Consider the following 25,029-nt stretch of genomic DNA (forward strand, 5'->3'; position numbering starts at 1 on the left):
ACGAATTATACCTTTCACACTTCAAATTTCGGCATTAGCCTATGGAAGCGCCGGGGTAATCGGCAAAGGCTTTGCCAGCATGGATGCTGGCATAGAGCCTACATGGACGTTTTCACGGCGTCCTTTGACGGTCACCTCGGCGCCGAATTTTGATCTACGATGGGTATAACACAAATCCGTAATCGAGAAATGCTTTGCGGCACTATCCCTTAGGCCCTAAAACATCATCGGGATCGCCTTCATATGGCGTAGCATAGCTACATTCCTTTTGCGGGCACACTTTTTCGGCACCCCGGCGCTTGGTGGATTTTAGGGTCAAAATAGGCCAATTGCATTCCGGGCAACTTTCCTGAACCGGGGCATTCCATATTGCATAGCTGCATTTCGGATACTCTGAACAGGAATAAAAAATCTTGCCGTTTCTGGATTTACGCTTGAGCAGATTGCCTTTTTTGCATTGCGGGCACTCGACACCGGTATCGACCGGCTTTTCGAGCGGCTCGATGTGTTTGCATTTAGGATAGCCGCTACACCCGATGAACTTGCCGTAACGTCCGGTTTTAATCACCAACGGCGATTCGCACTTCGGACAAACTCTGCCTTCGACGACTTCCGGTTCGGACGATTTACTGGCGTCTTCGTTCAAATTGCGCGTATAGGAACATTCCGGGTAATTGGTACAACCAATAAAGCGCCCATTCCGCCCCAGCCTTATCGACAAAGGGCTGCCGCATTCCGGACATTTTTCATCAATCGCCTCTTGCGTGACATCCTTGCGCTGCACGCTTTCTTCTTTTTCATGAATCAGCGTATTGAAAGGCACCCAAAAAGAGCGCATCAATGGAATCCAGTCTTTTTCACCGCGTGACACCGCATCGAGCTCATCTTCGAGGTTCGCGGTGAAATCATAATCGACGTATTTATTAAAATGCTCAGTCAAAAACTTATTGACGATGCGACCAACATCAGTCGGATAAAACCGCTTGCTTTCCAAAGTGACATAATCACGGTTTTGTAATGTCGAGATAATCGATGCATAAGTTGAAGGTCGGCCAATGCCGTATTCTTCGAGCGCCTTGACCAAACTGGCCTCGCTGTAGCGCGGCGGCGGTTCGGTAAAATGCTGGCCGGCGATAATATCATTGAGCGGGACCGGGCGCCCTTCTTCGAGAGACGGTAAAAAATTCTCCTTGTCGTCGCCTTCGGCAGTGTCGTCCTTGCCTTCCAGGTACACGGCCATGAAGCCCGGATCGGCGATCGTAGAACCGGTTGCCCGAAACACATTCCGTTCATTGCCACAATGCAGATCGACTGCAACGGTGTTAATCGTCGCATGAATCATTTGGCTCGAGATCGTGCGTTTCCAAATCAAATCGTAAAGCTTGAATTGTTCGGGGCTTAAAAATTTTTGCAGCTCGGCCGGAATCCGTCTTGCCGAAGTCGGACGTATCGCTTCGTGCGCTTCTTGAGCGTTTTTCGATTTAGTCTTGAACTCGCGCGGGCTCTTCGGCACATTTTTAGCACCGTATTTTTCGGCGATCAGTTCGCGCATTTCGGCGATCGCCTCAGCTGCGAGATTAACCGAATCGGTACGCATGTAAGTAATCAAACCGACCGTCTCGCCGCCGATATCGATGCCTTCGTATAACTGCTGCGCGACCATCATCGTGCGCTTGGTCGTAAATCCGAGTTTACGCGCGGCTTCTTGTTGTAACGTCGAAGTAATGAACGGCGGCGCAGGATTACGTTTACGCTGCTTTTTTTCGACCTTCGCGACCAACAATTTGCCGTCGGCAGCATCGAGTAAAGTTTGCTTGACCTGTAGCGCACGCTCCTCGTTGTCGATCGTGAACTGCTCGACTTTTTCACCGTCGAATTGCGTCAACTTGGCCTTAAAGGCTTGTTCATCCGCGCTCAAATCGGCGTCGATCGACCAGTATTCCCGGCTCTTGAACGCTTCGATTTCCAGTTCGCGCTCGACGATCAAGCGCAACGCGGGGCTTTGCACGCGTCCCGCCGAAAGCCCTCGTCGGATTTTTTTCCACAAAAGCGGCGATAGATTAAATCCTACCAAGTAATCCAGGGCGCGACGAGCCTGCTGCGCATTAATTAAATCGATCGACAGTTCGGCCGGATGCGCAATCGCCTCGGTGACCGCTTTTTTTGTGATCTCATGAAAGACGACGCGATGAACCGGTTTATCCTTGAGCAGTTTTTTTTCCTTGAGCAATTCGTATAAATGCCAGGAGATCGCCTCACCTTCCCTGTCCGGGTCGGTTGCTAGATAAAGCGCTTGAGCTTGCTTTATGGCTTTTGTTATCGCTTGAACATGGCGCTGATTCCGATCGATGATTTCATATTTCATCGCGAAGTCATGTTCGGGATCGACCGCGCCTTCTTTCGGGATCAGGTCTCGAACATGGCCGTAAGAAGCTAGTACGTGAAAGTCCTTGCCGAGATATTTTTCAATGGTTTTAGCTTTTGCAGGCGATTCTACAATAACGAGGTTATTACTCATTCAGATAGGAAAATACGATTAGTGTAAGTAAGCCGGGATGAGATCATAGACAATGTCCTCCATTCTTGAGAATGCGATTTCTTCGTCGGGCTGACTGAGCAACACCATCAGTACGATCCATTTCAATTTTTCCAATGAAATTTCTTCATTTTCCAACGCCATCGCACGATCGATTACGATTTCCCGGTTGGCATGCGATAGGATGCCGCTGTGTTCAATGAACATCAGAAAATTACGGCATTCCAAATCCAGTTTATCTTGTTCCTGACTGGAAAAAATACGAAACGCGGTCGGCACCGTCGGGGTAATCTGCCCTTGCAGGCTCAGCGATTCGAGCCAATCAAAAGCCTTGACCACTTCGATTTGATCGAATCCCGCTTCTTCCAGCTCTGTTTTTATCAACTCGTTATCCGGCAGGATATCAATCTCATCTTCCATATAGTTTTCAAACAGATACATAATTACATCAAAAATATTTTCTTTCATAGCGGGTCTTCTTTAAAAAAGTTTCTATACGGAACCCTTCTCTCCGTGAGAGATTCCTTTTTGGAATCGATCCGATTCCTCCGTTTTCGCAGCCGGTATCGGCTAAAAACGGCAGCACTCCCTGTACTGCGCCTTCATACAGCGTTTATTTAATTCGGGTATAACAGCCTCCCGAAACGGATTCTACGTAACCCTGCAGCTCCAAAACCAACAACATCGACGAAATGACTTCAACCGGTAATCCGGTATTTTCCACTAAACTATCAATGGAAGTGGGGCTGAACATAATTAGATTCAATAATGTTTGTTGCTCAAGGTCAAGCGTTGTTTGTCTCAATTCCGTAAAAATATCATCATCCTGTTGATTATACTGACTTAATTCTTCAAGAATATCGCGCGCGGTTTCAACGAGTTTAGCGCCCTCACGAATCAAAGCATTACATCCTCTTGCCAAGGGGTTATGAATCGACCCCGGAATCGCGAACACTTCGCGGTTCTGCTCCAAAGCCATGCGCGCAGTAATCAAAGAACCGCTTTGTTTGGCTGCCTCAACCACCAGTAGTCCGATACACAAACCGCTGATAATTCGGTTACGTCTAGGAAAATGATCGGCTTTCGCCCCAGTTCCGGGAGGAAATTCTGAAATCATTGCACCATGATTGACAATTTCGGTCGCCAATGTTCTATGGCGCGCAGGATACACCCGATCCAACCCGGTTCCCGCTACGGCAATCGTGTACCCTTGAACTTGTAAGGCGCCTTTGTGCCCGGCGGCATCAATACCTAAAGCCAATCCGCTGGTGATCACAAAGCCTTCTCTTGCCAAGGCTTTAGCAAATTCAGTAGCGGTCTCGACACCTAAATGGGAAGGATTTCGGCTACCAACGATAGCGATTTGCGGAAGCGCCAAAATATCCGGATTTCCTCTAATAAACAATAATGGCGGCGGATCGGCGATTTCCTTTAGCTGCATCGGATAACAAGGATCGGCTAAAGTCACGGCCAAATGCCCAGGCTGCTCCAACCAATGCAAATCTTGTTCTACCGCTGTCCAATCGGGATTGCGAATCGCTTGAACGACCGAATCCTTTAGCCCGAGAGCGGCCAATCCACTGCTTGACTCGGAAAACAATTGCTGAGGAGTATGACTGTCGAGCGTTTTAAGAAACGACCGACAGCCGAAACCCGGCGTGCGCAATAAGGCAAGCCAGTATTTGATATCGGAGGAAATTTGAAAATTTTTCAGGGGGTTTGAACTTTATCAAGTACGTGAATCGCTTGGTGTGCGTCCATTACCAGCGCATAACTAATCCGATCGAAGGTTCGGAAAACCATCAAGGTTCCGGCCAACTCATTGGGTAATTGAATCGTATCGTTCCTTATTTTACTAAAAGGATCTCGAACGGACTTCCCTTTTTTGTAAATATCGAGCACATGCCCGACTTTCAGACCATCCGACGCACCCTTATCGATGGCGACGACATTATAGCGCCCAATTTGAGTAACGCCATCCAGCACACTAATAATACTACCTTGTATTTCAGTTTCCGGCGGCTTAGGAAAGTAATGCAGGGTAAAATCGCCTTCTTGGTGCGGCATAAGTCTGTCGCCCATGCGAATCTCGCTGGTCGAACGCGTAACGAGCAGCGTTGCAGGATCGCCGGGCGCTTGTAGCGTCGTATTTGCAACAAACTTCGCTTCATAACCCAGAATTTCTTTGGTCTCGGCACTGACGAAAGTATCGCCCTTCCGATAAATCGTATAGGTCAAGCTTTCCGGCTTTTCGATCGCACGAACATAAACACGATTGCCGGGACCGGCAATTAGGTGCTCGCCTGCAAAGTCGATGACATAAGGCGAGTTTTCCAAATCATCCTGCCCAACCACGCGTGGCGAGGCCAAATATTTGGCGATTTTTTCGGAAGGAATTAACTCGATCGCATCAATGAGGTCCATTTCACGAATACGAGGATAGAGCTTGACTTCTCTTGACGAACCTAAATCGCCGGTAAATCCTGACGGCGACAAACTTAAGCGAGGCTTACCACCGACTTCGGAAAAATAAATGGTATCGCCCGGATAAATTAAATGCGGATTATCGATTTGCGGATTACCTTCCCAAATTAAAGGCCATTGATGAGGTTTACGCAAAAATCTTCCCGAAATATCCCATAACGTATCGCCCTTAACTACGGTATATTGATCCGGGTGAGAAGGATTGACCTCTATTTCCTGCGCCCAACCGAGTACGCTGACTGCTAACGAAACGATCAATCCAAAAATTTGTCGAAAAGCCATAGAGAGTTCCTGAGACGATAGATCCGGTAATATTATGCTGTCTGAATTCAAAGTTTAGATGAATTCATATAAAATTCCAGAATTGTAATATGATAGTGGAGAAATTGTTGAGCATTCTAACTATACTCGAGTTCCCTGATGAGCGCTTGCGTAAAAAGGCGGCCCCGGTCGAAACGGTCGATGCCGATATCAGGAAACTCGTCGACGATATGTTCGAAACCATGTACGAAGCTCGCGGCGTCGGCTTGGCCGCAACTCAAGTCAACGTTCACAAGCGAGTCATTGTCATTGACGTCAGTGAAGAGAAGAAATCTCCGCTGTGTCTAATCAATCCTGAAATCCTTGCCAAAGACGGCATCGAAGAAACCGAAGAAGGCTGTTTGTCAGTCCCAGGTTTTTTCGAAACAGTCAAACGCGCCGAACACATCAAAGTACGCGCTCTCAATCGCGACGGCGAATCATTTGAATTCGAGGCTGAGGATCTGTTGGCTGTCTGTGTGCAACACGAAATGGATCACTTAGAAGGCAAGTTGTTCGTCGATTATATTTCGCCGCTGAAACGCCAAATGATTAAAAAGAAACTGAATAAAATTCATCGATTGGAACAAAAAGCCTCATGAAAATCGTTTTCGCCGGCACCCCTGAATTTGCCGTGCCTACGCTACGCATGTTGATTGCCTCGAGCCATCAAATTTGCGCGGTTTATACTCAACCCGACCGCCCCGCAGGGCGCGGACGGCAATTGAAACCCAGCCCTGTCAAGGAACTGGCCATGCAATCCGGAATTCCGGTTTTACAACCGGAATCTCTTAAACCCGATCATCACTTTCAACAACTGGCGGCGTTCGAACCGGATTTGCTGATCGTGGTCGCCTACGGCATGCTTCTGCCGCAGCGAGTTCTTGACTTGCCGACATTCGGCTGCATCAACGTACATGCTTCATTACTACCGCGCTGGCGCGGCGCGGCACCGATTCAAAGAGCCTTGATCGCCGGCGACGAAAAAACCGGCGTCACGATTATGCGCATGGCCCTCAAATTGGATGCCGGCGACATGCTACATAAAGAAGAATACAGTATTACCCCCAAAGACACGGCGGGAGATCTGCATAACAACCTGGCCAAACTAGGCGCGCTTGGCATGAGCAAGGTATTACCGAATATTGAAGATAATACGCTACATCCGGAAATACAGAATGAAAGCCAAGTCACTTATGCCGCAAAGCTCGAAAAAAGCGAAGCGAATCTAAACTGGAACGAATCTGCCGAACAATTGGATTTAAAAATCAGAGGCTTCAATCCGTGGCCGGTAGCGCAAACGCGTTATAAAGATCAAATTTTACGCATTTGGTTAGCCGAACCGCTCAGCGGTCAAACCGATGAGGAACCCGGTACGCTGCTCAAAAACGGCAAACACCTTGAAGTCGCCACCGGCGACGGTTTACTGCGCCTGCTTGAAGTCCAACTGCCCGGCGGCAAACGTATATCCGCCTCCGCCTTTATGAATGCGCATGATGTGACTGCGCAAAGCCTGGGTTAATCCTCTGTGAACCTAAGAAATCTCTCGGCCCGGATTGTGAGCCGGGTATTGAAGGAAGGCCAATCGCTAACCGCAGCCCTCGAACAATCGCTCGGCACGATCGAGTCAGCTACTGACAAGGCTTTCGTTCAAGCGCTATGCTATGGTGTCATTCGTGAATTTTACCGGCTCGACTTTCTGCTCGGGCAATTATTGAGTAAACCGATCAAAGACGATGAGATCAAGACCTTAGCCTTGATCGGTCTTTATCAGCTCGAATACATGCGCGTTAAAGCCCATGCCGCGGTTTCCGAAACGGTTTCGGCAGCCCCTCGAAAAAAGGCTTGGGCAAAACCGCTGCTCAATGCCATCATGAGAAACTATCAAAGACGCAGAGATGAATTACAATCGCTGGCCGACAACGACCCGGTAGCGGCAAGCAATCATCCGAAGTGGCTAATCGATACGATCGGCTCAAATTGGCCGGAACAAGCCGGGCACTTATTGGTCGAAAACAATCTTCAGGCACCAATGACTCTGCGCGTCAATTCAGCACGCATCGACCGAACCGATTATAAAGCACAACTAGCCGCCGCCGAACTCGGTGCAATCGAGACTTCCGAGTGCCCTTCCGCGCTCATCCTTGAGCGGCCGGTTCCGGTCGAACAATTGCCTGGATTTTCCGAAGGCTTGGTTTCGGTACAAGACCTTGCCGCGCAATTTTCAGCCGGATTACTGGACCTAAAGCCGAACCAACGGGTACTGGATGTCTGTGCGGCCCCCGGCGGCAAATCGGCACATATTCTGGAAACGCAAGGAGATATATCGTGCCTCACGGCAATCGATATCGATGCCAATCGCATGCAAAAAGTCCGCGATACCTTACGACGGCTAAGGCTCGATGCCGAATGCATTGTCGCGGACGCTTCCCAACCTAACGACTGGTGGGACGGCGTTCCGTACGACCGAATCCTACTCGATGCGCCGTGCTCGGCACTTGGGGTAATCCGCCGACATCCGGACATTAAATTGTTGCGCAAACCCGGCGATATAGCCCCATTACAACAGCTCCAACAAAAGATCCTCGAAGCCATATGGCCTTTGTTAGCCCCGGGCGGCTTACTGGTTTATGCGACGTGTTCGATTTTGAAGGAAGAGAATGAGCTACAAATCCAACGGTTTTTAGACCACCATCAAGATGCTTCGGAATGGCCCATCGATTGCAACTGGGGCATGGCAAGACCCCATGGCCGGCAAATATTGACCGGCAGCCAGGCAATGGACGGATTTTATTATGCGCGTATTCGTAAACACTAACCGCCTACTATCGATAGGCATATGGATAGCGGTACTCGCCGGACTACTGGCTCGACCGGCTTTTCTTCATGCGGACGAATCGAAGATTGAAGTCCGAAGTATCGACTTTGCATTGAGAGACGGCCAATATTACTTATCTGCAGATATCCATTATCAATTAACTCAAACCGCTCGCGAAGCACTGCAAAAAGGCATTCCTTTATACTGGGATGTGCTGATCAAAGTCGTTCACGAACGTGCTTGGCTTTGGAACAAAACCCTAGTTGATTTCAAAATTCGTTACCGCATCCAATATCACGCCTTATTGAACAACTACCGAGTCACTAACATCACCTCCTCGGACAGTACGAGTTACGCGTCGCTTTCCGAGGCATTAGCCGGCATGTCGGCGATCCGTAACATTGCCGTACTCAATGAAGACGATCTCGTTGAGGATGAGAGCTACCAGGTCGGCGTCAAGACTCGTTTCGACCGCGAAGCCCTGCCCTTGCCGCTCCGCCCCGCCACTTATATCAACCCGCAATGGTATTTATCGAGCGATTGGTTGCAATGGCCCGTGCAAAAATGAGTTTTCCCCTTGCCCCGTTAATTGCGGTTCTATTCGGACTGGTTTTGCTGTCTTTGCAATTAATGAGTTCGGCAACCCAAGAATCCTCGCAACTCAACGAGATGTACTCATCATTATTGATCATCAATGCGCTAGGCTCGATCGTCTTGTTGGGATTGATTGGCGTCAACATTGTCTCGCTTACCCAACAACTCAAAAAACGCGAAGCAGGCTCTAAGCTAACGATTCGCATGGTCTCGCTGTTCGTGCTATTGGCGCTAGCCCCCGCCGGCATCGTTTTTTTCTTTTCGATGCAATTTTTACATCAGGGTATCGATAGTTGGTTCAATGTCGAAATCGACCGAGCGATGGAAGACTCGCTCGAACTCAGCCAAGCCTCCCTTGACCAACGGATGCGTTGGCATTTACGGCAGACTCAACAACTCGTCGACCAACTCTACGAAACCAAATCCGAAACGCAACGCATGGACGATCTGGAAAAGCTACGCGCACAAGCCGGCGCGGCGGAAATGACCTTATTTTCCAGACAAGGCCGCATCATCGCTTCCAGCAGCATCAATCCCGGCGATATTCTCCCTCATCTTCCCGACGAACATGCCTGGCTGGACGTGCGCCGCAACGACCATTACGTCGCGCTTGACTCGACCAAGGAAGAGCAGTTGCGGGTACAAGTCATCGTTACTGTCAGCACTCAAGACATTCAATATCTTCAAGCCCTATACCCGGTCCCCCTTAGAATCATGGACCTGGCCGATTCAGTTGAATTCGCCTTCGTGCGCTACCAAGAAATGAATTTTCTACGAAATTCGTTGAAACTGAGCTTTTCGCTTGCCTTATCATTGGTATTGTTAATGAGTCTACTTGCGGCAATCTGGGTCGCATTTATCAGCATCAGAAACATTGTCGCGCCGGTCAAGGAACTGGTCAAAGGCACGCAAGCTATCGCAGCGGGCCATTACAACCAACAGCTTCCAGTACTGGCCCAGGACGACCTGGGGTTTCTGGTTATCTCGTTCAACGACATGGCCCAACGCATCGCCAAGGCCCGCGACGAAACCCGACTGGCCGGTATCGAAGTCGAGAATCAACGTGCTTATCTGGAAACAATTCTAGCCAACCTAACAGCCGGCGTGATAAGTTTTGACAAGGATTTTAGAATCCGCACGGCCAACCAGGCCGCCTACCGTATCTTTCATCTACAAGTCAGCGGATTTTACGGACAAACTTTGTCGGACTTGTCAAAAGAGCACTCGGATTTAGCCGATCCTTTGCGAAAAATTCAACATTTGCTTGAAAATGCCGAGGATATTTGGGAGCAACGCATCGCCTTCCTGGGCCCCAACGGCCTGCAAGAACTGTTATGCAGAGGAACCCCGCTCTACTCGCCCGAAGGCCGTAGCATAGGCGCTGTCGTCGTGTTCGACGATGTCACTGACCTAATACAAGCGCAAAAAAATGCCGCTTGGGGTGAAGTCGCCCGGCGTCTAGCTCATGAAATCAAAAATCCTCTAACACCAATACAACTATCGGCCGAACGCCTGCAACACAAACTCGCCAATGAATTGCAACCAAAATCGCTTGCGATATTACAGCGCTCCACCGAAACCATCGTTCAGCAAGTCGAAGCGATGAAAGAAATGGTGGACGATTTCTCCGAATATGCCAGAGTCTCTAAAAAGCAAACCGAGCACATCAACCTACCCTCGCTAATACAGGAAGTTTTAACCCTTTACGCCTCACAGGGCGATGCAAAATTTACCACTTCAGTCGAAGAAGAGATTATGATGATCAACGGTGACCGAATCAGTATTCGACAGGTTCTACACAACCTGATAAAAAACGCCTTAGAAGCCACCGAAAAAAACGGCAACGTAAAAATTACAATCACTAACCGGTTTAAAAATAATGCCAGGTTCGTCGAAGTGGCTTTTCATGATGACGGTCCGGGCATTAAAGAAGAGCATTTGGATAAAATATTCGAACCTTATGTTACAACCAAGGCAAAAGGTACCGGTTTAGGACTGGCCATCGTCAAAAAGATTATCGAGGAACACGGCGGAGCCATTTGGATCGACACAGGCTATAAAGCCGGTGCAGGCTTCGTGATCCAACTCCCTGCCGTCTAACGCTATTACTTATTTATATTATGAATGCAAAAGCAGCACACATCTTAGTGGTCGACGACGAACCGGATATTCGTCGACTGGTTCATGAAATCCTGGAAGATGAAGGCTACGAAGTCAGTACCGCTGAAAACGCAGGCCAAGCAAGACAATTAAAGAACGAAAAAAAACCGGACTTGATCCTGCTGGATATCTGGATGCCCGACACAGATGGGATAACGCTCCTTAAGGAATGGATCGCGGAAGGCGGTTTTGCCTCGCCGGTCGTTATGATGTCCGGTCACGGCTCTGTCGAATCGGCCGTCGAAGCTACGCGACTAGGCGCTTATGACTACCTGGAAAAACCGTTGTCTCTGGCCAAGTTATTGTTGATCGTCGAACGCGCGCTCGAATCGCGTCAATTGCAAATCGAACTACCCGTTCCGAAGGCATATCAAACATTGGATTTCGAACCGGTCGGAAAAAGCGCAACGATTGCCCGCATCAAAGAACAACTGAAGCGTCTCGCGCAACACGATACCCGCGTGCTGTTCGTTGGCGATGCCGGCGTCGGTAAAGAACTCTATGCCCGTTACCTACATAACCATAGCGTACGTAGAGAACGGCCGTTTATCGACGTCGCGGTCGGAAGCCTTTCGCCGGAAAACTCGGTGATCGAATTTTTCGGCAAGGAGGAAAACGGCAAAGCGATGCCCGGCTTGCTGGAACAGGCTCATGGCGGAACGCTGTTCCTATCGGAAATCGCCGGCATGGACAAAGAATCTCAATTGAGACTACTCAGCGCATTGGAGTCTCGATCCTTTTTGCGTAGCGGAGGCATCCAATCGGTCAGCGTCGACGTCAGAATCGTCACCTCGACCCGAGTCTCGCTCGAAGAAGAAGTTAAGGCAGGCCGGTTTCGACGGGATTTGTATTATTTACTCAACGAAGTCACGATGGAAATTCCGCCGCTACGCGAGCATAGCGAGGACGTACCGGCCTTGCTCGGATTCTATGTCGATCAATTCATGAATCAGGAAAAGCTGCCGTTCCGAAAATTTTCGATGGCGGCGCAGAATTATTTAAGAAATTACAGTTGGCCAGGCAACGTAAGAGAACTGAGGAACCTAGTTCAACGCCTGATGATTCTCGGCGTCGGCGACGACATGGAGCTCGACGAAGTCAAAGGCGCGTTAGGCTCAGCGGTCGAACAAACGGGCGGCAGATCGTCGGTCCCGGAGTTTTATAATCTGCCATTAAAAGAAGCACGAGAACACTTCGAAAAGGCCTATCTCGAATACCATTTCGAAAAATCCGGCGGCAGCGTTGCCAAACTTGCCTCGATCATCGGCATGGAACGAACTCATTTATACCGTAAATTGCACGCATTGAATATCAAGCTATAGAAAAATAAAAGCCTCAAGCATGACCTCGCGCAGGTTAACCTTCAGAAACAATAAATAAACTTGAAAAACCCTAGCGACTCTAGTAACATTCCCAGTCTTTTATTGGGTCCTAAACAGAATAAACAGTAACGATGAAAACTTTTAGTGCAAAGCCAGCAGAAGTTAAGCGCGATTGGTACGTAGTTGATGCAGAAGGGAAGACGCTTGGTCGGCTTGCCACTGAAATTGCGCGCCGTCTTCGCGGGAAACATAAACCCGAATACACACCGCACGTCGATACCGGCGACTATATCATTGTCGTTAACGCTGAAAAAATCGCAGTGACCGGCAATAAAGAAAAAGACAAGATGTATTACCGCCACACAGGTTATATCGGTAATATGAAAGCCGTTAACTTAGGCAAACTCAGACAAACCTTCCCGGACCGTATTATCAATACAGCCGTGCAAGGCATGTTACCAAAAAATCCATTGGGCCGCGCAATGTTCAAGAAATTGAAAGTATATGCGGGTCCTGAACACGATCATCAGGCTCAACAGCCGAAAGTTTTAGAAATTTAAGCGGGTAGATCATGGCAGCAGCTCAGTATTATGGAACAGGCCGTCGTAAAAGCGCTATCGCGCGCGTTTACGCAACCACCGGAACCGGTAAAATAACGATCAATAGTCAAAGCATCGAGCAATATTTCGGACGGAAAACCGACCAAATGATTTCTCGCCAACCGCTAGAATGCGTTGATATGATCGATAAATTCGATGTCAACGTCATCGTCAAAGGCGGAGGCCCTTCCGGCCAAGCTGGCGCGATACGTCACGGACTGGCCCGAGCGTTGATGGAATACGACGAAACGCTGCGCCCTTCCCTCAGAAAAGCAGGATACGTCACTCGCGACGCACGCGTAGTAGAACGTAAAAAAGTCGGCTTGCACAAAGCCAGAAAGCGTCCTCAATACTCCAAACGTTAATCGCTCACCCGATTACCGAACCAAAAAAGGCCGCATTTTCCGAATGCGGCCTTTTTTATGTCCAAAACCCAGACCGCCGTGGGCATGCGCGGTGAATAGTAAATAGTGAATAGTGAATAGTGAATAGTGAATAGTGAATAGTGAATAGTGAATAGTGAATAGTGAATAGTGAATAGTGAATAGTGAATAGTGAATAGTGAAATGATGCGACATTTTAACCTCTTGTCAAGCCCCAATTTCCTCTTTCCTCTTTCACCCTTTCTCCTCCCCACCACCGGCAAACAAATCGTAAGCAGGATTTGCGGTTTGCTCCGAATATTCGAATCCTAAGCTCTCCAGGCACACCTCAAACGTATCGCGCTCGGAATTCGGCATTTGTAACCCGATCAACACTCGCCCGAAAGCCGCGCCATGATTGCGGTAATGAAACAAACTAATATTCCAGCGCCCTCCCAAGGCTGTCAAAAACTTCAGCAAAGCGCCGGGACGCTCGGGAAATTGCAGACTGTATATCACTTCATTCAAAGCACGCGGCGCATGACCGCCGACCATGTAACGGATATGCTCCTTGGCGAGTTCGTTCGCGGTCATATCGACCACGGTAAAGCGCTCGGCCTCGAGGCGCCGAATCACTTCCGGCTTGTCCGACTCGGCGCCGCTGGTCGAAAGACCGACGAAGACCTGAGCCTTGCGCGCGTCGAAATAACGGTAATTGAACTCGGTGATGTTGCGATTACCGAGCATGTTGCAAAAATGCAAAAAACTACCCGACTCTTCGGGAATTTCGACAGCCAACAAAATCTCCCGATGCTCGCCGACCTGAGCCCGCTCGGCGACATAGCGCAACCGGTCGAAATTAATGTTCGCGCCGCTTTCAATCGCAATCAGCGTTTGATCGACGATTTTTCGGGTTTCGACATATTTTTTCAAGCCGGCCAAGGCCAATGCGCCGGCAGGCTCGGCAACCGAGCGGGTATCGTCGAAAATGTCCTTGATCGCCGCGCAGATTTCATCAGTATTGACCGTGACGACCGCATCGACCGTATGCCGCAGTATCCGAAACGGCTCCTCGCCGATTTGCTTGACCGCGACCCCGTCGGCAAACAATCCGACCTGTTTGAGCACGACCCGGTCGTTCGCCTTCAAGGCCTGATTCAAGCAATCGGCATCGTCCGGCTCAACGCCGATCAGCTTGACCTCGGGGCGCACGAATTTGATATAGGCCGCAATACCGGCAAACAAACCGCCACCGCCGACCGGCACGAACACCGCATCGAGTGCGCCGGTTTTTTGCCGTAAAATCTCCATGCCGATCGTACCCTGCCCGGCGATGACCTCGGGATCGTCATACGGATGAATGAAGGTCATGTTTTTCTCGGCGGCGATTTCCCGAGCCCGACCGTAGGCTTCGTCGTAGGAATCGCCGAACAAAACGGCCTGGCCGCCGCGCGCGCGCACCGAATTGACCTTGATTTCGGGCGTCGTTTGCGGCATTACGATCAACGCATCGATGCCGAGCATCTGCGCCGACAATGCCACGCCTTGCGCATGATTACCGGCCGAGGCCGCAATAACGCCATTTGCCTTGGCTTGCTCATCCAGCGCCGCGATCTTGTTATAGGCGCCGCGCAATTTAAACGAAAAGACCGGCTGCAAATCCTCACGCTTCAAATAAACCGCGTTGCCTAGACGCTTGGACAAGCCCGGCGCATAATCCAGCGGCGTCTCTTCCGCAACATCGTATACGCGGGCCTTTAGTATTTTTTCGATATACTTAGTTAACATGCTTAAAAAACGGATGAGCTCTCGATTTAGATGCGTTATTATCACATATTAACTACAACCACTAACTCAATAATAAAAAAGCTATGACACAAGACGAACTCAAACAAAAAGTAGCCTATGCAGCCCTCGATTATGTCAAAGGCGTTTCGATTGTCGGCGTCGGAACCGGCTCGACCGTGTTCCACTTCATCAATGGCCTGGCCGAGATGAAATCGGGCATCGAAGGCGCGGTATCCAGCTCCGAAGCCACCACGGCTCATCTGAAAAAGATGGGCATTCCTGTACTGGATTTGAATGATGTCGGCACCCTCGAGGTCTACGTGGACGGCGCGGATGAAATCAACCCGAACAAACAATTGATCAAAGGAGGCGGCGCCGCATTAACCCGCGAAAAAATCATCGCCGGCGCCAGTAAGAAATTCGTCTGTATCGCGGACGGCTCCAAGCGCGTCGACGTGCTCGGCAAATTCCCGCTACCGGTGGAAGTCATTCCAATGGCAAGAAGTTTCGTAGCTAGAGAAATAGTCAAACTGGGTGGCCAACCGGTCTGGCGGGAAAACTGCGTGACTGACAACAGCGGCCATATTCTCGATGTGCATAACCTGAACATCGTCGACCCAAGCGAACTGGAAAAAACCATTAACAACATTCCAGGCGTCATCACGGTCGGCATTTTCTCACTGCGTCCGGCCGACATCGTACTGGTCAGCGAAGGCGAAGAAATTATCACTTTTTAATCGATTTTTCGGTCGGCGAATCACGTTTTATATCGATCGCCGCCCGAACTCTCTAGTAGCGTGGTTGCTTTGAATCGACGACAGCAATCAACTATCCCCATAAAAATCTAATTCACGCATTGCGCCATTGATTACGTTAGAATCAAAATTCACTCGCATTCAAACGGAACTGTTTGCTATTGCCCTCTAACAAACGATAGGAGCGCATTATGAAAACCAAGACCTTACTTATCCTAACAACCCTTATCGCTATGGCCGGTTGCGGTAATTCCGACGATACGGCAAAAGTCGAAAAACCCGCCACCTCAACTAAACTGATAAACGAATCCGTTACTAAAGCAGTCGAGCCCGTCAAGGAAATCACTAAAGAAGAAGCTGCGGAAGATACGTCCAAGGAAGCGTTAGAACAAGCCGATGAAAAGCGACCTCAAGTCGTTGAGGAAGTAAAAGAATCGGCCGATACCGCCGTAGAAAACGCTGCCAAGGCGGCTGATGCCACCAAAGAAACTGCTGACAAAGCCAAGGATGCTTCTCCGTCAGCCATCGATAGCGTAAAAGAATCGACACCCAAGGTCATCGAAGTTATCAAACCTGATACGGAGGATGCAGCTCAGTAAATCGTAATGTTGACACATCATTATGCACAAGGATGTGCCGGCATCGGCCATCCATCCAAACGCCGTCCCTCTCGCTTTTTAATTTTTTGCCCATCCACTGTCTTCAAACAAACACAAGCACTAATATAACCAGGGCGGCAAGCGCCGCTTGCCAGCGAACATCGGTCTCGACTTGCTTTTGCTCGGCTAAATCGCCATTCTGCAACGCCTTAATCAGCGACTCGCTATCGATCAAACGATGATAATGCAAACCGGTTTCGGCGCTTAGCTGTTGCAAGTAGGTCTCATGCAGATGACTCATGTGTTCGTTACCGGCCACGGCTTCGCTGCCGAAGGGCGCATTGCGGGCGTTATAGCCTTCAATCTCTTCGGGATTCAAATTGGACAGACCGAAAGTCGAACGATGCGGCACATCATCGGCCATATAAAAACCTTCCGGCTCGCCCCGGCTGTTGTATTTTGGAATCGGCGCCGACTCCATTCCGCCGACTCCGACCAGCAAACCTTTTATAGCGCCCCTAACGCTTGAAAAATCGTTGCGATAACGCGGATTGACCGGCGGCGCCTCCTGTCCATCAGTCATAAACACCAGACTACTACCGCTGTCTTGACGCATTTCCAGCGTATTCATCAGGCCATTAGCGATGCGGCTGTCGGCGGCCCAGGCCATGCGCCAATCCAACGCCGCGATCGCGGCATCGATTTCGGCGAAACCCGAACACACTTCGACCGGCTCGAACAACACCGTCGAGCGCCGTTCGGTAAAAATGCCGAGTCCGACTTTCGATTCGCACGGCAGCTTCAGCAATAAGCCGCGCAAGCTTTGCTTAACGAACTCCAAACGGCTCACCGCTTGGCCGCCCGTCTGGTAATCCTCGACATTCATGCTGCGCGTGATGTCGATGACGAAAGTCAAATTATAAACCGGGCTTTTGCGCTGTTCGCTAGGATGAATGAACAACAAGGCAAGCACAATGACGGCCGCGGCCAGACACCAAAAACGGTAATCCTTGAAGATTTGTCGTGAATACATAAGCTCTTTATTGATACTTTTTGGTTGTAAGTATTCAGACACCCTTCGCTGTTTCCCATACTCCGATTTGGGAAAGCCTTCACGTAAGCTCTTGGCTTAGGTTTCGAGAAGCTGGAGCTTCTCGTACCGCATTCCCAAACAAAGAGCTTGGGAACGAGCGAACTCCTTTTTTCTCGAGAGGGGAGACAGAATCCTTACTTTTAGTTTTAAAACACGATGGCTCACGCTCTTGAACTATTGTGTATTTTTCGTTGCCGCATATAATTTTTGAGTCATATTGTTTAGGATTTTGTCATAAATAACTCCCCTATTTTTGAAGGGTTCGGTTGCTCGATTGGCAGGTGTCGGCGGCAGGGAAAGCCGCCGTCAAGCCTACAAGGACGTATTAACGGCGTCCTGCCAGGCGAGTTACCGAATCCTCGACAAAGCCCATAACTCCAGGAAGTTATTTTTCGCGAAATTCTTAAGGTAAAGGTGCGCGATGCGCACCTTACGGCGATTCAGTTACGTAGCCCTTGTGAAGCGACAGTGTAATACGGGAATTTCCTGACTCCGAATGCCCCGGATTGCGCTTTGCTTTATCCTGGCTACGCCGCATTCGCCATTCACCGCTTACTGCTCACAACCAACCCAGTCATGGCAAACCGCGAGGAAACCCCGGCACCGTCGTCCATAGTTTCGACTTTTTGCTTTCAGGGTCGTCGTCGCCGATGTTGATACGGTTCATTTCAGGCAGCAGCCGCATGGCGACTTCGAGATTGTATTTCGCATCCCAAAAGCCGCTGTCCAAGACCAGGGCCTGCCGGTAGGCTTGCTTGGCGAGGCCTGCCAGCGGCAGGGCTTCATTGAAATTCATCGACTCGGTCTGCTCGACCGCTTGGGCCAGATACAAGTTACCGAGGTTGTAACGGGTTTTCATTTGCAGTTCCGTCCCGCCCTGGTCGATAATCAAATTCAAGGTCGCCAACGCCTCGTCGTAACGGTGCATTTGTCTCAGATAAATTGCTCGGGCCAGGCGCACCTCGGGCTGCGCGCCAATCACTTTTTCGATGGCGATATCATGACCCGACAACAATTTTGCTATCCATGCATTTTCGCGTTCGATTCGATTAAAAGTCCAGAGCTGGACAATGACCGACAGACAGCCGGCGGCAAACAACGACCAACCCACACCTTGCCGTAACGACACCTTCATCTTCGTACCTCGCAACTTTTCAAAGCCAATAGCAACAACACTAAAATGACGGCCCAGCGATAACATAATCCGGATAAATCCTGTTTCGGAATCCGCTCGAAATAATGCAGCGGCCGATTTTCCAGGGTATCGATATCGGCTATCGCCTTTTGCACCGCATCGGGATTTTCGGCTTCAAAAGCCTGATAAGGCACATTGAGACTTTTAAAAAACAAATGCAGATAACGTTCCGGCATCGCATCGCTGTTATCGTTTCGAGGATCTTCGGGTATATCGAATATGCCCGGGCTGTTTTCGGTGCGTAAAAACACCCAATACAAGCGGATTTGCTGTTGCTTGATCAACTGTCTCAAAGCCTGCTCGCTATCGGGGTCGATCGCCGCCGCACCGTCCGAGATCAACAATAAAATCCGGGAACCGGTCAACGGCTGTTGTTCGAAAAACGACGCGGCCAGACTCAAACCTTTGCTGATGTTGGTGTAAGCCAAAGCCGGCGCGGACGTCGCGGCAATCGCCGCCTGCACGGCCTGTTTGTTTTCGGTCAGCGGCATCACGAACAACGGTGAGGTACTGAAAGCCGCGACACCGATCCGGTCATGCTTGCGTTTTTCGACGAACTCGGTCAACAAGCGCCGGGCCGTTGCCGATTTCGATTCGTTCGAACCGTCCGGCGCCCTACCGGCGAAGGTATCGTCCATGCTGCGGCTGCGATCGAGCAACAACACGATATGCGCGCCGTGCCCGATGCGCTCGACTTTTTGTTCCTTCAAATATGCGCCGGACAGCCCAAGCGATAAGGCCGCGACGACCGACATCCCGATGACGCGTAAGAGCAACGCCAACAAACCGGACAGCCAGTCGGCAGGTACGATCGCGAGCCATGAATAGGCCGAAGGCGCCGCTCCGGTCTTAAGCAACGGAAACACCATCAACAACAACCCTGCCAAAGCCCAGGGCGTTTCGAAAGCGATATCGCTCACCGGCCGCCTCGCTCGACTTCACGGCATAAGCGGCATAGACGCTCTATCTTGCCGAAATCGTCCCGCCCGATATCGCCGTAACCGGCAAAAAAATAGCGATTGGACACCTCGAAAAAAGCATTCAACTCATCGGCCAATTTACGATAATCGGGCTGGTTTCGATAAAACTCATCTAGCTTGTGTTGAAACAAAGGATTGCGGTTCAATGTGTTAAGTGCATGATGAACCACGCTCAAGGCCGATGCGATATCCCGTTCGGGCAAGCGCGCCAATTGCCGCTGGGCCCGCTTGAAAATGCCGCGTCTCGTAAGTCCCGGCAGATAGCCGTAAAGATAGGCCAAATAAAGCGCGCTCAGCACCACGATCAATAGACTCGCATACAAACGGCTCACGGTTTCGCGATTCGACAAGCGGGCCGGAGGCGCATCGGGGCGCATATATTCGCCCGCATCGTCTTTCCGGACCGCCAATTCGCGTAACGGCGAAATCGTGAAATGCCAAGACGGAACGGCTTGCTCGATCGCTTGCCCTCGTTGATTAAAGGTGACCGAAAACCCCGGAATCGCCAGCATCTTGACTTCGAGCGGTGCGTAAAAAACCTGATACCGTATATCGACAACATGGCGCATGCCTTGGCCGGTCTTGCTTTGCGAATGTTCGACCCGGTTGACCGTCAACCATCTATTCAACTCGCCCTGCTTCGGCAAGGTATTGCCATTCAATTCGATGCCGGAGCGCGTATCGATGACGATACGATGCGCGATTTCATCGCCGATGACATAACCGAACGGCTTCGGCGTCAAAAACTCGAAGCGGCTGACCGACTGTTCCAACGATCCGGAACAACCGCTGATCAAGACACCCAGCAACAACGTCAACCTCAGTATGCATTCCCACGCGGAGCGCTCATCGTTATTCATTAGTTATAGATACCCTCTTGTAAACTTAGCCAATGTGACCTCAATACCATTAATTGTCACCTAACGTTCATGAAGGCCCGGCCATCGCCCCAACAAATGAAAGTTCGGGCGTAGGGAGGGTACGGTTACTCGCCCGACAGGACGCCGTGAATACGTCCTTGTAGGCTCGACGGCGGCTGTCCCTGCCGCCGACGCCTGTCAGTCAAGCAACCGCACCCTCTTCGGAACCGGCATTTTCGTTGCTGAGCTTTTGCATATCGAACAATTAGATAAAGAGTCCAAATCTACGAACTTTCACAGTAACGTTCTCGGCAATGACATCGCGATCAGGGGATCGCTCCCACAGAGCATCAGGCCCTTGTGGGGGGCGACACCTTTATGCCCCTTGCCCACCTCTCACCTCTCACCTCTCACCTCTCACCTTTCATCTTTCATCTTTCACCTTTCACCTCTCACCTTTCACCTTTCATCTTTCACACCACTCTCTGCAGAAAATAACTCGTCAATGCCGAAGCCTCGTAACGACCCTCGATGAACAACGGCTCCGCACCCTTGGATCTGAACCAATGCCGTAAACTGCTTCTGCGCTGCTCAAAGGCCTTGATGATTTTCCGCTTCAATCCGGGACGCATCAGCAAGGTCCGGGTGCGCCTATTTTCACTATCCTGAAATTTGACGATGCCCCACTCCGGCAAATCGTCATATTCGGCCGGATCCCACAAGACGAGCGGCACGACGGCATGCCTGCCGAATAGCCCGGCAAGACGCGAAAATCGATTCAGATCGAAATGAAAATCCGATAGCAGAAAAACCAAGGACCGCCGCAGCGGCAAATAAGGCTCCACCTGAAACAATCCGTTGCCGCTCAGACCGTTTCGAACGCGAGACAAATCGCGAGCCAATTCATGCACGCGGCCCATGCGTAAGCCTTTCGGAAACAGCCATGCTTTTTCGATACCTTGTCCGCAACCGATGAAACCGAAATTATCGCCGGACTCAAAAGCCGATTGTGCGGAAGACAGTAAAAAGTCAGCCGCGACCTGTAATTTCGACGACTCGCCTGGAATGGACATCGACGCAGACAGGTCGACGATAATGAACACGTCGATTTTGCTGTGCTGTTGAAAGACCTTGACCCGGTAATGATTGAAAGGATCGAGTACACTGGCCCGTAAATCCAGGCGCCTGGGATCGGGACTTGCCAACAACGACTCGTGCCGCTTGAATAACTGTCCGCTACCAACCATTTGCCCGGGATGTGCGCCGGGAATCGCGCAATACCCCGGATGCGCCAAACGGTAATGGAAAGTCTCTATCGGTAACGCCATCTCATTGACTCACGATTAAATAAACCGCGATACCGGTGAAACAACAGTAACCCGGGGCAGTGTATTTGACCGGCGCAGTCATCAGCATTTGTACGATGCCCGAAAAAGTTTTATCGTCGCGGTTGAAAATGGACTCGCCCAACATCCAGAGCGCCGAATTCAGAACGATCAACACCAGAATCGTAAAAATACCGACATCGCTGAATAAAAACGATTTACTCACCAGCAAGACGGTTTTATCGGAGGCATGCAGCAAATTCGCGAACAAAATGCCGATCATCAATGCGCCTTCGTCGAAGGCCACGACGAAAAACGTGTAGGTCAGACGCTGCAAGGGACCGGCGACTTTTTCGACAGCCCCGAAATAGCGCGTCATGAAGAGAAACGGCAGACTGAAACAAAAAAACAACAAGCCAATATCGGCCAAAAGTACCCAAAAACGGTAACCGACCGCATCGTTCACGGCGCCGGTGAAATATGCGGCATAAGGCACCGCCGAATAATGATCGAGCGCGCTGGCGATCAGCGCTCCGGCAAAGCCCACGCCGGACCAAGTCAAATACATTTCCACTAAATGACTGACGCCGGCCTTCGGCACAGCCGATTCGATCCATTTTTTATAGTTCATCAGATTACTTAGTTAACTTGTTTATTGTTTTTTCCGGTTCCCAGGGTCATCAGTGCAAACCCATACATTAGCTGCCGAGGCAAGACCGGTCTGCATTCCCACGCTGGAGAGACTGTGAAAGTATTCAATATTATGAAATAACCATGAAGAGCATGAAGTTACATGAAGAATTAGGCTATTAACTTTGGGGGATTTTTCTTCACTGCCTTCATGTTCTTCATGGTGAATAAATTTTTTATGATGTATACCCATCGTAGATCAAAATTCGGCACCGGGGTGTCCGCCAAAGGACGCCGTGAATACGTCCATGTAGGCTCTATGCCAGCTCCATGCTGGCAAAGCCTTTGTCGGACACCCCGGCGCCTCCTCGGGCACTGCCGAAATTTGAAGTGCGAAAGGTATATTTTCCAATACTTTCACAGCCTCTGGAGCGTTGGGAACGAGGAAGCTTGGCCAATGCGACTTCGATATCGTTTATTGTCGCCCAAGCTTACCGGCTTCGAAATCGCGATCTGGGGATCGCTCCCACAAAGGACTCCATTCATCTTTCATCTTTCATCTTTCATCTTTCATCTTTCATCTTTCATCTTTCATCTTTCTTCTTTCACCGCTTATCGCTTCCCGCGTCCCCAACCCTCAAGGCGCGGCGATCGCCTCCAAAATCCCGTCGATCAACGCTGGCATCAGCTCGTCTTTGCGATAGGCCATGATCGGATTCAGAAAGATGCGGTGCGCCATCGTCACCCGATAGACCGCTTGAACGTCCTCGGGCAGCAATACCGTGCGACTCTCGAGCCAAGCGCGGATTTTCGCGGCGCGTATCAGATAACTCATGCCCCGAGGACTGGCGCCCGCCTGTATCAATTGAGACATATCGACATCACTCAGACTAATCCCGTAGCGACCGGGTTCGGCAGCGGCCTTCCACAGATCGAGCGCGTATCGGCGCAAGGCAGGACTCGGCTCGATCGCTTGTTGGATCCGAACGAACCATTCGTTGAGTTGATAATAAGGAATCAAACCGCTATCGATTTCCGCAACCAAGGCATCGACATCGTGAAAGCGCTGGTTGAACATCAAATCATCCAAAACGGTATCGTCATTCGGCATCTCAATGCCGATTTCCATCAAAAAGCGGTCGCGTGCGGCGGCCGGCAATTCGAAGGTTTCTTCTTTCTCGACCCGGTTGCGGTCGGCGAATACTTGAATATGCGGAAAAAGATAATCCCGATTGAATGCGCCGACGCTTCGTTCGGCCATTACGCGCAGCAGTAGCGAGTGTACCTGCGGCCGGGCGCGGTTAATTTCGTTAAAAAAGAAGGTCGAGAGTTGCTCGCCTTGTTTCAACAACGGCCCCGGATCGACGCAGGGCTTGCCGTCGCTGTTTAAATAAGTGTAATAAATCAGATCGGCCGGCATCAAATCGATCGTGCCTTCGATACGCTGATATTGTCCGCCGAGCCCTTGCGCGACCGCGCGCAGCAAAGTGGTCTTGCCGACGCCGACATTGCCTTCGAGCAAAACGTGTCCGCGAGCGAATACCGCGATCACGATATTTCGAACGGCTTCTTGCTGGCCGATCACGACTCGGTTGATTTGTTGCTCGAATTGCAGCGCCTTTTCGCGCCAATCGTTCAGTAATTTGTCTGTCATGGCAGAGATAAAAAAGGCCCCATCCAGCCTGCAGCTTTCAGGGGCGAAGTCATATTAGTCTTCAAAGATCACTAATGAAACCGGCGGTAAAATCAGCCTCCGGTTTCCGAGGGGGAAAGATCATACCGGCAATTCAGCACGATATGCGTTTCCACACGCCATGCGTACATTGGCAGGGGGAAACGGTATACGGTCTTAATTGATTTCTTCTACCTCATAAACAAACTTGCCGGTTTTAGACAGATGCTCCGTTCGTTTCTGATTGCGGGCTTCCATTTCTTTGATCGATTGCGCTTGTTTATTCAGTTCATTAGGGTCGTGTTTCGGGTCGTATTTGCTACCCGCTACCTTATCCGGAAAACCCGGTTTCGGTTCCCAACAAACGCCGGGTTCCTTGCAGTTAGTCCCGTCGTAGGCCATTGCGGAAGACGACAAAGCAACCGCGAAACTCGCGGCGCCGAGCAATAATGTTTTTTTCATCGTGTTAACCTCGCTGTTTATTTAAGCCATTTGGCTTTACTAGTATCGCCGGTGTAAATGCTGCGAATGAACGCCATAATTTTCAGCATTTCATCGGTATTGAAGTTGACATATTGCGGCCCCATCATGCCTTGCGCGCCGCCGAATAAAATTTCGAATAAGCCCTGATCGGTCTCGCCGCTAGGATAAGTCCAGTAATCGTCGGCTAGAGCAGGGCCAAGCTTGCCTTCCGCTTCATGGCCGTGACAACCTGAACAGCCGGTCATATAAAGACTTTTCCCTTCAGCAACCACTTCTTCGTTGCCGTTATAAGGATTCTTTCCGTCTTGCATGAATTGCTTGAACGCTTCAGTATCGCCGCCCTTTTTAGCGAAGCTCATATCCAGCTGTTCGCCAGTAATCGCATTACGCAAAGTAATTTCGGCATGGACCGCAGTGCTCATCAAAGCCGTTCCGGCCAAAATAGCGGCCATAAGTTGTGTTAATTTCATTTTT

At 50.2% G+C, this 25,029-nt stretch carries 24 protein-coding genes; 10 read left to right on the plus strand and 14 right to left on the minus strand.

Annotation, left to right across the window (positions count from 1 at the left end; all coding sequences use genetic code 11):
- Positions 1-202: 202 nt before the first annotated feature.
- From topA to EQU24_RS18025, 4 genes are all read right to left on the minus strand, one after another.
- Positions 203-2,518 (minus strand): type I DNA topoisomerase, encoded by a 2,316-nt coding sequence (gene topA, locus EQU24_RS18010; RefSeq protein WP_017842229.1) that lies wholly within the window; start codon positions 2,516-2,518, stop codon positions 203-205.
- Between the two features lie 18 nt (positions 2,519-2,536).
- The gene (locus EQU24_RS18015; RefSeq protein ID WP_017842228.1) at positions 2,537-3,004 is read right to left on the minus strand and encodes a Smg family protein; all 468 of its coding nucleotides are present in this window, start codon (positions 3,002-3,004) and stop codon (positions 2,537-2,539) included.
- Between the two features lie 145 nt (positions 3,005-3,149).
- The gene (gene dprA / locus EQU24_RS18020; protein WP_017842227.1) at positions 3,150-4,202 is read right to left on the minus strand and encodes a DNA-processing protein DprA; all 1,053 of its coding nucleotides are present in this window, start codon (positions 4,200-4,202) and stop codon (positions 3,150-3,152) included.
- 44 nt (positions 4,203-4,246) lie between these two features.
- Positions 4,247-5,302, minus strand: coding sequence for a LysM peptidoglycan-binding domain-containing protein (locus EQU24_RS18025; protein WP_017842226.1), 1,056 nt, complete (start codon positions 5,300-5,302; stop codon positions 4,247-4,249).
- 107 nt (positions 5,303-5,409) lie between these two features.
- Between EQU24_RS18025 and def the strand changes: the two genes are divergently transcribed.
- From def to rpsI, 8 genes are all read left to right on the plus strand, one after another.
- Entirely contained in the window at positions 5,410-5,922 is a 513-nt protein-coding gene (def, locus tag EQU24_RS18030; RefSeq protein WP_040575895.1) for a peptide deformylase, read from the plus strand.
- Positions 5,919-6,842, plus strand: a complete 924-nt coding sequence (fmt, locus tag EQU24_RS18035) for a methionyl-tRNA formyltransferase (RefSeq protein WP_017842225.1) — start codon at positions 5,919-5,921, stop codon at positions 6,840-6,842. The genes def and fmt overlap by 4 nt, the downstream gene beginning before the upstream one ends.
- Positions 6,843-6,848: 6 nt before the next feature.
- Positions 6,849-8,138 (plus strand): 16S rRNA (cytosine(967)-C(5))-methyltransferase RsmB, encoded by a 1,290-nt coding sequence (gene rsmB, locus EQU24_RS18040; RefSeq protein ID WP_026130336.1) that lies wholly within the window; start codon positions 6,849-6,851, stop codon positions 8,136-8,138.
- Positions 8,116-8,706 carry a DUF4390 domain-containing protein gene (locus tag EQU24_RS18045; protein WP_017842223.1) on the plus strand — a complete coding sequence of 197 codons (591 nt, stop codon included), beginning with the start codon at positions 8,116-8,118 and terminating at the stop codon, positions 8,704-8,706. Before rsmB ends, EQU24_RS18045 begins: the two co-directional genes overlap by 23 nt.
- Positions 8,688-10,832 carry a sensor histidine kinase gene (locus EQU24_RS18050; protein ID WP_017842222.1) on the plus strand — a complete coding sequence of 715 codons (2,145 nt, stop codon included), beginning with the start codon at positions 8,688-8,690 and terminating at the stop codon, positions 10,830-10,832. The genes EQU24_RS18045 and EQU24_RS18050 overlap by 19 nt, the downstream gene beginning before the upstream one ends.
- Positions 10,833-10,852: 20 nt before the next feature.
- A complete protein-coding gene (locus EQU24_RS18055) occupies positions 10,853-12,214 on the plus strand; it encodes a sigma-54-dependent transcriptional regulator (RefSeq protein ID WP_017842221.1) in 1,362 nt (453 codons plus the stop codon).
- A gap of 131 nt (positions 12,215-12,345) precedes the next feature.
- Complete coding sequence (rplM, locus tag EQU24_RS18060) at positions 12,346-12,774, plus strand: 50S ribosomal protein L13 (protein WP_017842220.1); 429 nt, start codon at positions 12,346-12,348, stop codon at positions 12,772-12,774.
- Between the two features lie 11 nt (positions 12,775-12,785).
- Positions 12,786-13,178: a 30S ribosomal protein S9 gene (gene rpsI, locus EQU24_RS18065; protein ID WP_017842219.1), complete on the plus strand. Its 393-nt coding sequence runs from the start codon at positions 12,786-12,788 to the stop codon at positions 13,176-13,178.
- Positions 13,179-13,430: 252 nt separating this feature from the next.
- Here the strand turns inward: rpsI and ilvA are convergent, their stop codons facing one another.
- A complete protein-coding gene (gene ilvA / locus EQU24_RS18075) occupies positions 13,431-14,963 on the minus strand; it encodes a threonine ammonia-lyase, biosynthetic (protein ID WP_017842218.1) in 1,533 nt (510 codons plus the stop codon).
- 83 nt (positions 14,964-15,046) lie between these two features.
- Here ilvA and rpiA point away from each other — a divergent pair, with 83 nt between their 5' ends.
- Together rpiA and EQU24_RS18085 are read left to right on the plus strand one after the other, a co-directional pair.
- Positions 15,047-15,700, plus strand: coding sequence for a ribose-5-phosphate isomerase RpiA (gene rpiA / locus EQU24_RS18080; protein WP_017842217.1), 654 nt, complete (start codon positions 15,047-15,049; stop codon positions 15,698-15,700).
- 209 nt (positions 15,701-15,909) lie between these two features.
- The gene (locus tag EQU24_RS18085; protein WP_017842216.1) at positions 15,910-16,317 is read left to right on the plus strand and encodes a hypothetical protein; all 408 of its coding nucleotides are present in this window, start codon (positions 15,910-15,912) and stop codon (positions 16,315-16,317) included.
- A 103-nt stretch (positions 16,318-16,420) separates the two neighbouring features.
- Here the strand turns inward: EQU24_RS18085 and EQU24_RS18090 are convergent, their stop codons facing one another.
- From EQU24_RS18090 to moxG, 9 genes are all read right to left on the minus strand, one after another.
- Positions 16,421-17,350 (minus strand): vWA domain-containing protein, encoded by a 930-nt coding sequence (locus EQU24_RS18090; RefSeq protein WP_017842215.1) that lies wholly within the window; start codon positions 17,348-17,350, stop codon positions 16,421-16,423.
- 634 nt (positions 17,351-17,984) lie between these two features.
- A complete protein-coding gene (locus EQU24_RS18095; protein WP_017842214.1) occupies positions 17,985-18,545 on the minus strand; it encodes an MxaK protein in 561 nt (186 codons plus the stop codon).
- Entirely contained in the window at positions 18,542-19,525 is a 984-nt protein-coding gene (locus tag EQU24_RS18100) for a vWA domain-containing protein (RefSeq protein ID WP_017842213.1), read from the minus strand. The genes EQU24_RS18095 and EQU24_RS18100 overlap by 4 nt, the downstream gene beginning before the upstream one ends.
- Complete coding sequence (locus EQU24_RS18105) at positions 19,522-20,445, minus strand: hypothetical protein (protein WP_017842212.1); 924 nt, start codon at positions 20,443-20,445, stop codon at positions 19,522-19,524. Before EQU24_RS18105 ends, EQU24_RS18100 begins: the two co-directional genes overlap by 4 nt.
- A 473-nt stretch (positions 20,446-20,918) precedes the next feature.
- Positions 20,919-21,773 (minus strand): DUF58 domain-containing protein, encoded by an 855-nt coding sequence (locus tag EQU24_RS18110; protein WP_017842211.1) that lies wholly within the window; start codon positions 21,771-21,773, stop codon positions 20,919-20,921.
- A 1-nt stretch (position 21,774) separates the two neighbouring features.
- Positions 21,775-22,401 carry a hypothetical protein gene (locus EQU24_RS18115; RefSeq protein ID WP_017842210.1) on the minus strand — a complete coding sequence of 209 codons (627 nt, stop codon included), beginning with the start codon at positions 22,399-22,401 and terminating at the stop codon, positions 21,775-21,777.
- Positions 22,402-23,037: 636 nt separating this feature from the next.
- Positions 23,038-24,054: an AAA family ATPase gene (locus EQU24_RS18120; RefSeq protein ID WP_017842209.1), complete on the minus strand. Its 1,017-nt coding sequence runs from the start codon at positions 24,052-24,054 to the stop codon at positions 23,038-23,040.
- Between the two features lie 195 nt (positions 24,055-24,249).
- The gene (locus EQU24_RS18125) at positions 24,250-24,534 is read right to left on the minus strand and encodes a methanol dehydrogenase [cytochrome c] subunit (RefSeq protein WP_017842208.1); all 285 of its coding nucleotides are present in this window, start codon (positions 24,532-24,534) and stop codon (positions 24,250-24,252) included.
- Between the two features lie 17 nt (positions 24,535-24,551).
- Complete coding sequence (gene moxG / locus EQU24_RS18130; RefSeq protein WP_017842207.1) at positions 24,552-25,025, minus strand: cytochrome c(L), periplasmic; 474 nt, start codon at positions 25,023-25,025, stop codon at positions 24,552-24,554.
- Positions 25,026-25,029: the final 4 nt, after the last annotated feature.

The sequence above is a fragment of the Methylotuvimicrobium buryatense genome (genome assembly GCF_005931095.1).
Taxonomy (GTDB): domain Bacteria; phylum Pseudomonadota; class Gammaproteobacteria; order Methylococcales; family Methylomonadaceae; genus Methylotuvimicrobium; species Methylotuvimicrobium buryatense.

What these genes read in the sequence shown, in the direction of transcription:
- topA (WP_017842229.1), bottom strand. Translation starts at nt 2,518, where the DNA reads ATGAGTAATAACCTCGTTATTGTAGAATCGCCTGCAAAAGCTAAAACC.
- EQU24_RS18015 (WP_017842228.1), bottom strand. Translation starts at nt 3,004, where the DNA reads ATGAAAGAAAATATTTTTGATGTAATTATGTATCTGTTTGAAAACTAT.
- EQU24_RS18025 (WP_017842226.1), bottom strand. Translation starts at nt 5,302, where the DNA reads ATGGCTTTTCGACAAATTTTTGGATTGATCGTTTCGTTAGCAGTCAGC.
- fmt (WP_017842225.1), top strand. Translation starts at nt 5,919, where the DNA reads ATGAAAATCGTTTTCGCCGGCACCCCTGAATTTGCCGTGCCTACGCTA.
- EQU24_RS18045 (WP_017842223.1), top strand. Translation starts at nt 8,116, where the DNA reads ATGCGCGTATTCGTAAACACTAACCGCCTACTATCGATAGGCATATGG.
- EQU24_RS18050 (WP_017842222.1), top strand. Translation starts at nt 8,688, where the DNA reads ATGGCCCGTGCAAAAATGAGTTTTCCCCTTGCCCCGTTAATTGCGGTT.
- EQU24_RS18055 (WP_017842221.1), top strand. Translation starts at nt 10,853, where the DNA reads ATGAATGCAAAAGCAGCACACATCTTAGTGGTCGACGACGAACCGGAT.
- rplM (WP_017842220.1), top strand. Translation starts at nt 12,346, where the DNA reads ATGAAAACTTTTAGTGCAAAGCCAGCAGAAGTTAAGCGCGATTGGTAC.
- rpsI (WP_017842219.1), top strand. Translation starts at nt 12,786, where the DNA reads ATGGCAGCAGCTCAGTATTATGGAACAGGCCGTCGTAAAAGCGCTATC.
- ilvA (WP_017842218.1), bottom strand. Translation starts at nt 14,963, where the DNA reads ATGTTAACTAAGTATATCGAAAAAATACTAAAGGCCCGCGTATACGAT.
- rpiA (WP_017842217.1), top strand. Translation starts at nt 15,047, where the DNA reads ATGACACAAGACGAACTCAAACAAAAAGTAGCCTATGCAGCCCTCGAT.
- EQU24_RS18085 (WP_017842216.1), top strand. Translation starts at nt 15,910, where the DNA reads ATGAAAACCAAGACCTTACTTATCCTAACAACCCTTATCGCTATGGCC.
- EQU24_RS18090 (WP_017842215.1), bottom strand. Translation starts at nt 17,350, where the DNA reads ATGTATTCACGACAAATCTTCAAGGATTACCGTTTTTGGTGTCTGGCC.
- EQU24_RS18095 (WP_017842214.1), bottom strand. Translation starts at nt 18,545, where the DNA reads ATGAAGGTGTCGTTACGGCAAGGTGTGGGTTGGTCGTTGTTTGCCGCC.
- EQU24_RS18105 (WP_017842212.1), bottom strand. Translation starts at nt 20,445, where the DNA reads ATGAATAACGATGAGCGCTCCGCGTGGGAATGCATACTGAGGTTGACG.
- EQU24_RS18110 (WP_017842211.1), bottom strand. Translation starts at nt 21,773, where the DNA reads ATGGCGTTACCGATAGAGACTTTCCATTACCGTTTGGCGCATCCGGGG.
- EQU24_RS18115 (WP_017842210.1), bottom strand. Translation starts at nt 22,401, where the DNA reads ATGAACTATAAAAAATGGATCGAATCGGCTGTGCCGAAGGCCGGCGTC.
- EQU24_RS18120 (WP_017842209.1), bottom strand. Translation starts at nt 24,054, where the DNA reads ATGACAGACAAATTACTGAACGATTGGCGCGAAAAGGCGCTGCAATTC.
- EQU24_RS18125 (WP_017842208.1), bottom strand. Translation starts at nt 24,534, where the DNA reads ATGAAAAAAACATTATTGCTCGGCGCCGCGAGTTTCGCGGTTGCTTTG.
- moxG (WP_017842207.1), bottom strand. Translation starts at nt 25,025, where the DNA reads ATGAAATTAACACAACTTATGGCCGCTATTTTGGCCGGAACGGCTTTG.